Here is an 11,579-nt window from a genome sequence, read left to right as displayed (position 1 = left end):
CCCCCGGCTATGCCGGGGGGACTCGCACAGGTTCTACCTTTACTGCGGTATCTACCTTGATGTTTCCGCCAAGAAACATTGAGGTGTAACCCATGCCAGACTACAAGAGTCTGAGTCATACTCGTTGGGATTGTAAATATCATATTGTTTTTATCCCCAAGAAGAGAAAGAAGGTTATCTATGGCAGTTTGAGGAAGTTCCTTGGAAGCATCTTTCATGAGTTAGCTAACAGAAAAGGGTGCAAGATACTGGAAGGGCACCTGATGCCGGATCATGTTCATATGTGCATCAGTATTCCACCCAAGTACTCAGTATCCAGCGTTGTAGGGTATATCAAGGGAAAAACGGCCATCCTCATTGCGAAAAATTTCAAGGGTAGACAAAGGAATTTCACAGGGGAAAACTTCTGGGCAAGGGGATATTTTGTGTCGACAGTTGGACTTGATGAGGGCGTCGTTAGAGAGTACATCCGCAATCAAGAAAAGGTCGAAGATCATCGTGAACAGATGAAGTTAGACTGGTGATCGCGCCCATGGGCGCAACAATAGCCCTTTGAGGGCGTCCCTAAATAAGCCTCCGGCTCTGCCGGAGGTCATTTAACTTGCTCTCCTACCCAAACTCCTACCTTTTACCCCCTTACGCTCCTACCCAAATCCCACCGATTCTGAACCTGCACAAACGGAAAACAACAGCAGGAGACGGAAATCGTGTGTATCGAACATCTCACCGCCAAAGAGCTCAGTCAGCGCTGGCATATATCACCCTGCACCCTGGAGCGGTGGCGCAGAGAAGGGCTGGGGCCACAGTTTTTGAAAGTTGGCCAGCGCATTCTCTATCGCATCAGGGATGTACAGGCCTATGAACAAAAACGCTCTTTCAATGGTAACGGTCAACCTGCCGGTGAGGAAAAGCCATGCCAATCTCACTGAATGATCTTCGCGGTATGACGTTGCTGCAAATCATCACCCTTTCTGAAGAAGAGATGGATCGCCTGTCCCGGGAAGCTGTGCAGGAACTCAATCATGCCAGTCGCTGTGTATGCAGATTGCGTAATGCCAAATACCTGCAACGTATGGCTAAGGCTCAGGAAGCAGCTTGCACAATGGTGGATCAGGGTGAAGGAGGCGTGGTATGAGCCTGCCTATCATACCCGCCCACCAGCGCCAGCAGGAAGACAAAGGTGTGAAGGCTGTACTGCTGGGGCCAAGCGGTGTAGGCAAAACCTCACAGCTGTGGACGCTGCCTCCTGAGCAAACTCTGTTTATGGATCTCGAAGCCGGTGATCTGGCTGTGCAGGGTTGGAGTGGCGATGTATTGCGTCCCAGAACCTGGCCGGAATTTCGGATGCTGGTGGCGTTTATCGGTGGCCCGAACCCAGCGCTGGAGAATGATCAGCCGTATTCTCAGGCTCACTATCAGGCGGCTTGTCAGCAGTACGGTGATCCGGCGGCGCTCGATAAGTACAGCATTTACTTTATCGACTCCATTACCGCCTTAGCACGGCTCTGCTTCCAGTGGTGCAAGACACGGCCAGAGGCTCGCAGTGAGCGCACGGGGAAACCTGATACCCGTGGTGCTTATGGCTTGCATGGCCGGGAGATGATTGCGGCTCTCATGCACCTTCAGCATGTACGACACAAGCATGTGATTTTTGTCGGCATTCTGGAAGAGCGGGTGGACGACTTTAACCGCCGTATCTTCCAGCCCCAGATTGAAGGCTCCCGCACGGGTCTGGAGCTGCCGGGCATTGTCGATGAAGTGATCACCATGGCCAGTCTGCCGGATGAGGAAGGCCAGCTGCAAAGAACTTTTGTGTGCCAAACCCTGAATCCCTGGGGCTTTCCGGCCAAAGACAGAAGTGGTCGTCTGGCGCAAACCGAACCGGCCCATCTGGGTAATCTACTCCAAAAAATCAACCAACCTCTCGCAGAGCGGCCTTTGCAGTATGCCAGCAGTGCTCCTGTACAACCCTCGCTCAATGTTGAGCACCAAGTAGAACAAGGACTGGCACAATGAATAATCAAAATGCCACCAGCAACGAGTGGACCGATTTCAACAACGCTCAGGTTCAGCAGGACTATGACCTGATCCCCAAGGGAACTCTCGCCAAGGTCCGCCTGACTTTGAACCCTGGCGGCTACGACGAACCTCATATGGGGTGGACGGGTGGCTGGGCCACACAGGGCGACAGTGGCGCAGTGTTTCTGAAAGCAGAGTATGTGGTACTGACCGGTCCCTTCGCTAAACGCAAGGTGTGGAGCCTGATTGGTCTGCACAGCCCTAAAGGGCCGAACTGGTCCAATATGGGACGCAGCTTTGTGCGCTCTCTGCTGTGCTCGGCCCGTGGCATTCAGCAGGAGGATAACTCCCCTCAGGCAGTGATGGCCCGAAGGCTGCAAAACTTCGGTGAGCTGGACGGCATGGAGTTTGTGGCGCGTATCGATGTTGAGAAGGATGCCGATGATGAACCCACCAATGTCATCAAACATGTGATCACCCCGGATCATAAGCAGTATCAGGCATTGATGAATGAGGTAGCGGGTCAGGGGCAGGCACATCCTCAATCCAATCAGCAGCCCCAGCAAGCTTACCCTCAGCAAGGCGCAAACGGGTATCAGCAGAACCCGGACTATCAGTTCCAGCAACCGGCTCCGCAGCAAGGGCCAAACAACAACTGGCAGGACTAAGCCAACACCAGCCTGAAGCCTCAGAGTTTCAGGCTGGTTCCCTTATTTCAGGATGGCTCTTTTTTAGGACGAAAAGCATGACTGATTTTCTGGATTTTAATGATGCACCAATTGTGCAGGAACCGGTAAAACGGCTTTCTGCAGTCGAGGTGAAAGAGAGGCTGCTTGAACGGCTTGAGCAGTATATTGAATATCTGCTTCCTCAGGCCAAAGGGCATGGGGACCATTATGCTGTGGGTGATACTGGTGGAGCTGAGGGGCAAAGCCTGAAGATCACCATCACAGGTGATAAAAAAGGCCTTTGGCATGATTTTGCCACCGGTGAAAATGGCGATATGTTTCACCTCACTCAGGCCAATCAACATATCGATTTTCCTGAAGCTTTGCAGTTTGTAGCGCGCTGGCTGGGTGTAGAGGCTCAGATGCCTCAGTCCAAACCCAGCCAAGCCAAAAACAAAGCACCCGTTGATGACCTTGGTCCCCACACGGCCAAGTGGGATTACTTTAACGATAAAGGTCAGCTGGTGGCTTGCGTGTACCGCTACGACACTCCCAAGGGAAAAGAGTTTCGCCCTTGGGATGTGAAGCTTGGTAAATACCGTGCACCTTCACCACGACCACTTTATAACCAACCGGCTATCAAGCAAGTGCAAGCGGTGGTGCTGGTGGAGGGAGAAAAGTGTGCTCAGGCTTTGATTGAGGCAGGCATTTGCGCCACAACGGCCATGAATGGGGCCAAGGCTCCGGTGAAAAAAACCGACTGGTCACCATTGAAGGGAAAGCAGGTACTGATTTGGCCAGATAATGATCAAACAGGGCGCGAGTATGCTGAGGCTGCCGCACAGGCCGTGCTGAAGGCAGGGGCTGCTTCCTGTGAGATTCTGATTCCGCCCAAAGGGAAACCTGAAAAGTGGGATGCGGCGGATGCATTGGAAGAGCTGGATAATCAGGAAAACCCGTTTGATGTGCGCGGCTTTCTTACGGGAGGGGAACGTACACCGGTCAGATCAGGGGACAATGAGTCGTCTTTACTGGCAGGCGGAGATTCACTGCTGACCGATGATGAAATTACCGAGGCTTTCCACCAGCACCATAAAGATAACTGGCGCTACTGTGCCCAGTGGGGACGCTGGTTTGTATGGACGGGACAACGCTGGAGTCCAGATCGGGTGCTCTATGTGAACCACCTTTCCCGCGAGCTGTGCAGGGCAGCAGCCAGCCAGGCCGACACGGATCGGCAACGTACACGGCTGGCGTCCAATAGCACGATTCAAAGCGTGGTGAAACTGGCTCGCTCATCGCCCTGTCATGCCACAGTTACAGAAGACTGGGATCGCGACCCCTGGTTGTTGAATACGCCTGGCGGTGTAGTGAACCTGAAAAGCGGGCAAGTGAGTGACCATAATCGTGCCGATATGATGACGCGTATCACAACAGCGGCTCCTGAAGGCGATTGTTCTCTCTGGCTGCGTTTTCTCAATGATGTGACTGATGGTGATCAGGAGCTGGTGGTCTACTTGCAGAAAGTGGTGGGGTATTGCCTCACAGGCGTGACAACGGAGCATGCTCTTTTCTTTCTGCACGGTGGCGGAGCGAATGGCAAATCGGTGTTCATCCATGTGTTAATGTCGATTCTGGGCAACTATGCGGTGAATGCCTCGGTGGAAACGTTTATGGAATCTCGCCACGAAAAGCATCCCACCGACCTGGCCAGTTTGCAGGGCGCACGCTTTGTATCCAGTGTGGAAACGGAACAGGGCAAGCGCTGGAATGAATCCAAAATCAAAACCCTGACTGGCGGTGACAAAATCTCTGCCCGGTTTATGCGCCAGGATTTTTTCGAGTACACACCCCAGTTCAAACTGGTGATAGCTGGAAACCACAAACCATCTATCCGCAATGTGGATGACGCCATGAAGCGGCGGCTGCACCTCATCCCTTTCACTGTCAAAGTGCCTGATGAAAAGAAAGACCGAGAACTGCCCAATAAATTACTGAAAGAGCGTGATGGCATCATGGCCTGGGCTGTGGCTGGATGCTTGAGGTGGCAAAAGGAGGGAATCAGGCCACCCGCCAGCGTTGTCAAAGCGACGAAGGAATATTTCGAAGGAGAGGACACCCTTGGACAGTGGCTGGAAGAGCGGTGTGATATCAGTCGCAGTCAGCGGGAGGGTGTCAGCCAGCTCTATAACGACTGGCGGATCTGGTGTGATGAGCAAGGCCATTATGTCGGGTCTGTAAAGCAATTTTCTGAGAACCTGCAGTCCCGTGAGTTTGGGAAATGCCGCATGACAACCGGCCATCGTGGTTTAGCCGGGTTAAAACTGCGACCTCGACCCTTTGTGAAGTTTGGTGGTCATTCGATTGATTAACAATAGAAAAATGGAAAGGCCCTGACGGTCTTGACTCCTTCTCCGGTTAGTTCCTTATACGCGCATATACGCGTACACGCGCAGCTATGAGAAGTTAACGGAAAACAAATCAAGACCGTCAGTGATTCGTGGAGGGAAGCATGACACCAGAGATTGATGAGCTTGCTAACCGGTACCGGGAAGCCTGGTTCACGGCCAAGCGACTGCCGACCGGTATTCAACTGGGCCATGGTTCTTCCTGGCCCGAAATGCGCTACGACCACCGGGAGCAAGTACGGCGAGCTGAGCGGGAGGTGATCTACGAGCGGCCAACTGCTGAGCAGGAAGAACGGCTGGTGGAGTGTATCAACTGGCTTCGACCTTTGACCGTTGAGGAGCGCCAGCTGGTGTGGATGAGAGCCGCGCAAATCTCCTGGCGTGACATCATGCGCCGCACAGGAACTCCCCGAACCACAGTTCAGCGCCAATGGCACAAAGCACTGCTGACCATCTCACTTCACAAAATGGCTCAGGGAGTTGACGGGAGTTAGTGGGAGTTGCGTGTCTGTGTGGTGATTTGGCGGTGTTTGCAGAAAACGGGGGTGGGACACTTTGCCCGGTTTTGGTGTAGATTTTCGGTATGCTTGTGCAGCGCTGTACCCAACGCCCATGAACGCCCCGGTATCTCCTTCCGGGGCGTTTGTTTTTCTGGATCAGCCAGGAATGGAATCCATGCCGGAAAACCCTCAGATCCTCGTCGAACAACTGGAACACTGGCCCGTCGCAGAGCTGGTGCCCTATGCCCGGAATGCGCGTACTCACTCGACAGAACAGGTCTCACAAATCGCACGCTCCATCGAAAGCTTTGGTTTTGTGAATCCGATTCTGGTGGGTGATGACAAGGTGATCGTAGCCGGTCATGGTCGTTTGATGGCGGCCAGTGAACTGGGTATGGAAACCGTGCCGGTGATTGTGCTGGGCCACCTCGACGAGGTGCAACGTCGTGCTCTGGTGCTGGCGGATAACAAGCTGGCCGAGAATGCGGGCTGGGATGAGGAGCTTCTCAAAACTGAACTTCAAGCGCTGGACGATCTGGACTTTGATCTGGATATCGTTGGTTTCACCCTGGATGAGCTGGACGATCTTCTCTACGGCGAAGACGCTGGTAGCAATACCGAGGATGATCAGGTGCCGGAGGTTCAGGAACAGCCAGTGAGCCAGGCCGGTGATCTCTGGATTATGGGAAATCATCGGTTGCTTTGCGGCAGCGCTACGGAATCATCAGATGTCGAAAAACTCATGGATGGCCAGCTGGCAGACATGATATTCACCGATCCGCCCTACAACGTGGACTACGCCAACCCTGAGAAAGATGGCAAAGCCAAAAAAGACCGCCGTATCAAGAACGACAATTTGGGCTCAGAGTTTTTTGCCTTCTTGCTGGCAGCCATGACCAACATGCTCACCGTGAGCAAAGGCGCGGTGTATGTGTGTATGTCATCATCGGAACTGGACACTCTGCAGAAAGCTTTTCGGGAAGCAGGCGGCAAATGGTCCACGTTCCTGATCTGGGCCAAGAACACTTTCACGCTGGGACGGGCCGATTACCAGCGCCAGTACGAACCCATTCTCTACGGCTGGAAGGAAGGCAATGATCACTTTTGGTGCGGTGCCCGTGACCAGGGCGATGTCTGGTTCTTCAATAAACCCATCAAGAACGACCTTCACCCGACCATGAAACCGGTTGAGCTTGTGGAGCGCGCGGTTCGCAATTCATCCAAGAGTCAGGACATTGTTCTGGATCTGTTTGGCGGCTCTGGCAGCACACTGATTGCCTGTGAGAAGACTGGACGACAGGCAAGGCTTACGGAGCTCGACCCCAAGTATGTGGATGTGATTGTGCGTCGCTGGGAGGAGTACACAGGCAAGGAAGCCTATCTCGAAGAGACCCAGCTGACTTTCGCTCAGATGAGCAAGGAGAGACTCAATGACGGAAGTTCTTCATCAAAGGCTTGATCAGATTGACACCAAGCTCGACAAACTTTCCGATGCCGTCACCCGTCTGGCCACTATCGAAGAGCGCATGGTCCACCAGACCACCACTCTCGATAGCCTGAACCGCAAACTCGAAGATTCCGAAAAACGTATCCGAAACCTGGAAAGTCAGGCCAGTGCCCGGGGTGTGGTACTGGCTTCGGTGGAGCGGTTTGGCTGGTTGGTTCTGACCACAGTGATTGGCGTTGTGGCTTACACACTCAAGGATTGAGGCAAAGACTATGGGAAAGCGTAAGGAAACTAGCACCATTGTCGTGCACTGCTCAGCCACCAAGCCTGAGCAGCTTGTGGATTTTGAAACCATTAAACGCTGGCACTTGATGGAAAGAGCTTTTATCGACATTGGTTATCACTGGGTGATCGAGCGGGATGGTTCTGTGAAACAAGGCCGCCCCATTGATGACTGGGGCGCGCACGTGAAAGGCCATAATCATGAAAGTGTGGGGATCTGTTTGGTGGGCGGCCTGGACAGTGATTGTCACCCTGTGGATAACTTCACCGAAATGCAGAAACGGATGTTGAAGTTTCTGGTGGGCGGTTGCTTGCAGCTGTGGCCGGAGGCGGTGGTAAAAGGACATTACCACCTGAATAAGGACAAGGAATGTCCGTCCTTTGATATTGAGGACTGGCTGGCTCAGGAAGGTTTTGTTGAGGAGGTTTCTGAGTGAGCTGGGTCGCTGCAGTACCGGTGGTGGGTAAGATCATCGACAAGGTGTTCCCCGATGCGGATCAAGCCAGCAAAGCCAAAACAGCTCTGACCGAGATGGCTATCAACGGTGAGCTAGATGAACTGGCTCAGCAGGCCGGTGTGATCAAAGCCGAAGCTCAGGGCGAGGGTTGGTTGCAGCGTAGCTGGCGTCCCCTTGTGATGTTGGTGTTTACGGCGCTGGTCGTGTGCCGGTGGATGGGTTGGGCGTCACCGGATATCAGTGAAGCGCTTGAGCTGAAACTGTTGGGGATCGTACAGTTGGGTATCGGTGGCTACATTGCCAGCCGTGGTGTGGAGAAGGTGGTATCCAATCTCCGTCGTTGATTAAAAGGTGCGAATGAAAGTGTTGACATCACTGCACCACAGACAGGAACGGGCTATTCACAATGTTATCCACAGATTTTGTGAGTAATACGGTAAGCGGCTGTGTGCCCTTGTTTCTCTGTGTGCGAGGTGCCCCTTGTTAAGACAAAAACAACGCCACACAGGCCCTGACAGGGCGGCCGCCGGGGACCCTGGAAGGATTGCTGGATTGCGGGTTCACATCACCGCGAAAAAACGCTAGTGACAGGCTGAAAATCGGGGTTGACTTTCAGGTTGACTCTGGTTGACTTTTTTGAAGGAAATTCAGGAATAACAACCGCTTAGCGGGTCAACCAAAGCTCCTTCCAGCCCTTGGAAAAAGTCAACCTGGTTGACTCCGGAGGTTGACCATTTGGTTGACTTTTTTCTGGCTGCTCAATGGCCAGACCGTGCCAGAACAACCGCGAGATATTCTGCTCCCGGGCACTGCGAGCCATATCCTCAGAGCGCTTGTAGAATCGAGGCTGGTGTTCCTGCCAAGGCTCGCCAAAGTCTCTATGCAAGGCAACAACACCCCGGCCAGCCACATAATCAATATTGCCTTTTTGTAGCAGTGCCAGCGCTTCAAAGAAACGGGGATACCATGTGTTGAGGGTGGGAAGCGTATGAATGTCGGAGCGGTTCACTCGGCTGACCATAAGGTGACCATTGGTCAGTGGCAGGATGAGAAGAGCTGGCACAGCTCTTGATGAGGGACTGCCAGCTCTGTTTGTGGTGGCTGAAGGCATCAGACTGTCTCCAGCCCGGCGGTGATCCGGTAAACCCTGTCCTGACCTTCCTGTTTATCAGACTCTATGGTCAGCCCCAGTCGTTTTTTCAAGGCTCCGGCCAGAGTGCCCCGCACGGTGTGCTGCTGCCAGCCGGTCTGATCCATCATCTGGGCAATGGTGGCACCTTCTTTGCGCGTGAGCAGTTTGATGACTTGATCCAGCTTGCTTCCGGGACGTGTTTTGCTTTTGGGCTTCACCGGCTCTGTGGGGGCGTACGACTGTTCAACACCAATGGCCTGCCGACCTGCGGGTGTCAGGGCGTAGTCATACCATTTGCCGCTGCGGTTGATGGGCTTGATCAGCTTCTTGTTCAGCAGACAGTCGATGACTTTTTTTGCGGCTGCTCCTTTTATTGGCAGATCCTGAGCCGTGAAGGTGCCTTTGTCATGGCCGAGTTTCAGTACGTTAGTCTGGCTTGGGGTGAGTTTTTCTTTTGTCATGGTGCTTCTCCTTCTGTTGTGATTCTTAATGCTCAATGCCAAGGGCATGCTCGAGATATTCGATCAAGTGATCCAGGTCACCGACATGACCCCAATGGCAATCGTCCGGAGCCAGATCGAAGTGTCGATTGGCCTGGAGCTGGATTTGTTTCAGCAGCTCATCAATACGATTGTGTTTGGCAATCAGGGCATCCTGTATTTGCGCTTTTTGATTAGGGCTGGCCATGTCGCTCTCCTTGATCGTTTTCTCGGGTTGGCTCTTACAGTTACGCTCGGAATGGGTACTTTATCCAGTTCTATTTGTGTTAATAATCAACAGGTTATAAGCGGGGAGGGGCATGGCTGGTGAACGCATCACACAGGCCGAATTTGCCCGCCGTAACGGCTGGTCCAAGCAATATGTGGCCAAGCTGGTTAAGCAGGGGCGGATTCAGCTAGAAGGCGGGAAAATTGACCCTGTGGCCGCTAGACAGGCCATTGCCCAACTGGCTGAACCTTCGACGGTTTTGCGAGAACGGGCACAAGAAATCAGTGCGCCCAGTCGCCCTGCCACATCAGTTCCCTCAAACAATCCAACTGACAGCCGTAAGGCAGTGGATTACGCAGCTGCCCGCACGATGCGCGAAGCCTTCCGGGCCAAGATGGCGCGGCTGGATTATGAAGAGCGGGAAGGCAAATTGGTGGATGCGAAAAAAGTACGGGAGGATGCATTTCAACAGGCGCGAATGATACGTGATGGGTTCTTGGGGATTCCTGATCGTATGGCCGATGTCCTGGCCGCTGAAACGAACCCTTCCAAAGTCAGGCAGATTCTTATGGATGAGCTGGAAACGGTGCTGGAGAAACTGAGTGATTAACCGATCATGAACAGCCCTTATTTCACCGGCTTCAAGCAGGGCCTGAAACCCGACACGCGTCTTACTGTATCGGAATGGGCTGATGAGCACCGCATCCTGCCTATGAAGTCTGCCAAGGAGGCCGGTCGCTGGCGCACAGCTCGTACGCCTTACCTCAAAGCTATTATGGATTGCCTGTCGCCTAGCTCACCGGTGGAGCGTGTGGTTTTCATGAAGGGAGCACAGGTGGGTGGAACCGAGTGCGGCAATAACTGGTTAGGTTATGTGATCCACCATACGCCCGGTCCGATGATGTATGTGCTGCCAACGCTGGATATGGCCAAGCGAACCTCGAAGCAACGAATCGCCCCCATGATTGAAGAAATGCCGATTCTCAAAGAGCGGGTGAAGGACTCCCGTTCCCGAGATTCCGGCAACACCCAGCTGGTGAAAGAGTTTCCAAATGGTGTGCTGATTATTGCGGGGGCCAATTCAGCCACGGGGCTCCGTTCCATGCCCGCCCGCTTCCTCTTTCTGGATGAGGTGGATGCTTATGACAATGATGTGGATGGGGAAGGCAGCCCTATCAATCTGGCCATCAAACGAACAGCGACGTTTTCCCGTAACCGTAAAATTCTGCTGGTATCAACGCCCAATATTGCTGGCAGCAGCAAAATTGAAACGGCGTATGAACAATCGAATCAACAGCAGTTTCAAGTGCCTTGTACCCAGTGTGGGTACTTTCAAGCTATCGAATGGAATCAAATCAAGTTCGAGGATAATGATCCGGTAACCGCATCGTTCGAGTGCGTAGCTTGCCAGCATCAAATGAAGGAACACGATAAACCCAAACTGCTGGCTGGTGGCAAATGGGCAACCCTCAATGAAGACGCTGATGGCAAAACAGCAGGCTTCCATCTGAGTTCACTTTACAGTCCGAATGGCTGGTATAGCTGGGCGGATGCAGTGGCAGACTTTCTGGCGGCCAAAGGCGATCCGGTGCTCCTCAAAGACTGGACCAATACCGTCCTCGGCCAGACATGGCAGGAACAAGGCGAAACTGTCGACCATGAACTGCTGTACCAGCGCCGGGAACATTATCAGGCCGAAGTGCCCTGGCCAGTAGAGGTAATAACCTGCGGCGTGGATGTGCAGGATGACCGAATTGAGTTTGAAGTCGTGGGCTGGGGCGCTGGGGAAGAGAGCTGGTCCATTGATTATTACCGCCTATATGGCGATCTTTCTCGCCCTGAAATCTGGAAGGTGATTGCTGAGAAACTGCGGCAGGCCTACAAGCGGCAGGATGGTGTGATGATGAACATCGCTCAGGTGTGTATGGACTCGGGCGGTCACTTCACAGACGAGGTT

General features: G+C 53.3%; 16 protein-coding genes. 13 read left to right on the top strand and 3 right to left on the bottom strand.

The annotated features are described in order from the left end of the window. Positions 1–92 precede the first annotated feature (92 nt). The 11 genes from tnpA to E1189_RS08435 all read left to right on the top strand — a co-directional run bounded on the left by tnpA (position 93) and on the right by E1189_RS08435 (position 8,126). Positions 93–524: an IS200/IS605 family transposase gene (gene tnpA, locus E1189_RS08485; protein WP_155159606.1), complete on the top strand. Its 432-nt coding sequence runs from the start codon at positions 93–95 to the stop codon at positions 522–524. A 183-nt stretch (positions 525–707) separates the two neighbouring features. Further along, positions 708–929, top strand: coding sequence for a helix-turn-helix transcriptional regulator (locus E1189_RS08480; protein ID WP_230460272.1), 222 nt, complete (start codon positions 708–710; stop codon positions 927–929). Then, a complete protein-coding gene (locus E1189_RS08475) occupies positions 914–1,135 on the top strand; it encodes a hypothetical protein (protein WP_155159604.1) in 222 nt (73 codons plus the stop codon). Before E1189_RS08480 ends, E1189_RS08475 begins: the two co-directional genes overlap by 16 nt. Continuing rightward, entirely contained in the window at positions 1,132–2,016 is an 885-nt protein-coding gene (locus tag E1189_RS08470; RefSeq protein WP_155159602.1) for an ATP-binding protein, read from the top strand. Before E1189_RS08475 ends, E1189_RS08470 begins: the two co-directional genes overlap by 4 nt. Continuing rightward, a complete protein-coding gene (locus E1189_RS08465) occupies positions 2,013–2,687 on the top strand; it encodes a hypothetical protein (RefSeq protein ID WP_196221327.1) in 675 nt (224 codons plus the stop codon). The genes E1189_RS08470 and E1189_RS08465 overlap by 4 nt, the downstream gene beginning before the upstream one ends. 77 nt (positions 2,688–2,764) lie before the next feature. After that, complete coding sequence (locus E1189_RS08460) at positions 2,765–5,059, top strand: phage/plasmid primase, P4 family (protein WP_155159601.1); 2,295 nt, start codon at positions 2,765–2,767, stop codon at positions 5,057–5,059. Positions 5,060–5,199: 140 nt separating this feature from the next. After that, on the top strand, positions 5,200–5,589 hold the full coding sequence (locus E1189_RS08455; protein WP_155159599.1) for a DUF6362 family protein: 390 nt from the start codon (positions 5,200–5,202) through the stop codon (positions 5,587–5,589). Between the two features lie 61 nt (positions 5,590–5,650). After that, on the top strand, positions 5,651–7,054 hold the full coding sequence (locus tag E1189_RS08450; protein ID WP_230460271.1) for a site-specific DNA-methyltransferase: 1,404 nt from the start codon (positions 5,651–5,653) through the stop codon (positions 7,052–7,054). Further along, the gene (locus tag E1189_RS08445; protein WP_155159597.1) at positions 7,026–7,304 is read left to right on the top strand and encodes a hypothetical protein; all 279 of its coding nucleotides are present in this window, start codon (positions 7,026–7,028) and stop codon (positions 7,302–7,304) included. The genes E1189_RS08450 and E1189_RS08445 overlap by 29 nt, the downstream gene beginning before the upstream one ends. Before the next feature lie 10 nt (positions 7,305–7,314). After that, positions 7,315–7,761 carry an N-acetylmuramoyl-L-alanine amidase gene (locus E1189_RS08440; protein ID WP_155159596.1) on the top strand — a complete coding sequence of 149 codons (447 nt, stop codon included), beginning with the start codon at positions 7,315–7,317 and terminating at the stop codon, positions 7,759–7,761. Further along, positions 7,758–8,126, top strand: a complete 369-nt coding sequence (locus tag E1189_RS08435; RefSeq protein WP_155159594.1) for a 3TM-type holin — start codon at positions 7,758–7,760, stop codon at positions 8,124–8,126. Before E1189_RS08440 ends, E1189_RS08435 begins: the two co-directional genes overlap by 4 nt. Positions 8,127–8,446: 320 nt before the next feature. On the opposite strand, the gene E1189_RS08430 is transcribed toward E1189_RS08435, so the two are convergent. Genes E1189_RS08430 through E1189_RS08420 form a run of 3 tightly spaced genes read right to left on the bottom strand, consistent with a single transcriptional unit; the run spans position 8,447 to position 9,601 of the window. Continuing rightward, positions 8,447–8,845 carry a hypothetical protein gene (locus tag E1189_RS08430; RefSeq protein WP_155159592.1) on the bottom strand — a complete coding sequence of 133 codons (399 nt, stop codon included), beginning with the start codon at positions 8,843–8,845 and terminating at the stop codon, positions 8,447–8,449. A 47-nt stretch (positions 8,846–8,892) separates the two neighbouring features. Next, positions 8,893–9,375 carry a DUF3489 domain-containing protein gene (locus E1189_RS08425; protein WP_155159591.1) on the bottom strand — a complete coding sequence of 161 codons (483 nt, stop codon included), beginning with the start codon at positions 9,373–9,375 and terminating at the stop codon, positions 8,893–8,895. 25 nt (positions 9,376–9,400) lie between these two features. After that, a complete protein-coding gene (locus E1189_RS08420) occupies positions 9,401–9,601 on the bottom strand; it encodes a hypothetical protein (RefSeq protein ID WP_155159589.1) in 201 nt (66 codons plus the stop codon). A gap of 112 nt (positions 9,602–9,713) precedes the next feature. On the opposite strand from E1189_RS08420, the gene E1189_RS08415 reads away from it, so the two are divergent. Both E1189_RS08415 and E1189_RS08410 read left to right on the top strand, forming a co-directional pair. After that, a complete protein-coding gene (locus tag E1189_RS08415; protein WP_155159588.1) occupies positions 9,714–10,232 on the top strand; it encodes a hypothetical protein in 519 nt (172 codons plus the stop codon). A gap of 6 nt (positions 10,233–10,238) precedes the next feature. Further along, positions 10,239–11,579: phage terminase large subunit family protein (locus E1189_RS08410; protein WP_230460270.1), on the top strand; the 1,341-nt coding region annotated here is incomplete at its 3' end.

It is taken from the genome of Parendozoicomonas verongulae (assembly GCF_009711465.1).
GTDB lineage: Bacteria > Pseudomonadota > Gammaproteobacteria > Pseudomonadales > Endozoicomonadaceae > Sansalvadorimonas > Sansalvadorimonas verongulae.
The sequence above is the reverse complement of the archived record's forward strand: the minus strand, read 5'-3'. Positions and strand labels throughout refer to the sequence as shown.

Excerpts from the sequence above, each read along its gene's own strand:
- E1189_RS08470 (WP_155159602.1), top strand. The coding sequence starts at position 1,132 with ATGAGCCTGCCTATCATACCCGCCCACCAGCGCCAGCAGGAAGACAAA.
- E1189_RS08465 (WP_196221327.1), top strand. The coding sequence starts at position 2,013 with ATGAATAATCAAAATGCCACCAGCAACGAGTGGACCGATTTCAACAAC.
- E1189_RS08455 (WP_155159599.1), top strand. The coding sequence starts at position 5,200 with ATGACACCAGAGATTGATGAGCTTGCTAACCGGTACCGGGAAGCCTGG.
- E1189_RS08440 (WP_155159596.1), top strand. The coding sequence starts at position 7,315 with ATGGGAAAGCGTAAGGAAACTAGCACCATTGTCGTGCACTGCTCAGCC.
- tnpA (WP_155159606.1), top strand. The coding sequence starts at position 93 with ATGCCAGACTACAAGAGTCTGAGTCATACTCGTTGGGATTGTAAATAT.
- E1189_RS08415 (WP_155159588.1), top strand. The coding sequence starts at position 9,714 with ATGGCTGGTGAACGCATCACACAGGCCGAATTTGCCCGCCGTAACGGC.
- E1189_RS08445 (WP_155159597.1), top strand. The coding sequence starts at position 7,026 with ATGACGGAAGTTCTTCATCAAAGGCTTGATCAGATTGACACCAAGCTC.
- E1189_RS08460 (WP_155159601.1), top strand. The coding sequence starts at position 2,765 with ATGACTGATTTTCTGGATTTTAATGATGCACCAATTGTGCAGGAACCG.
- E1189_RS08475 (WP_155159604.1), top strand. The coding sequence starts at position 914 with ATGCCAATCTCACTGAATGATCTTCGCGGTATGACGTTGCTGCAAATC.
- E1189_RS08420 (WP_155159589.1), bottom strand. The coding sequence starts at position 9,601 with ATGGCCAGCCCTAATCAAAAAGCGCAAATACAGGATGCCCTGATTGCC.
- E1189_RS08425 (WP_155159591.1), bottom strand. The coding sequence starts at position 9,375 with ATGACAAAAGAAAAACTCACCCCAAGCCAGACTAACGTACTGAAACTC.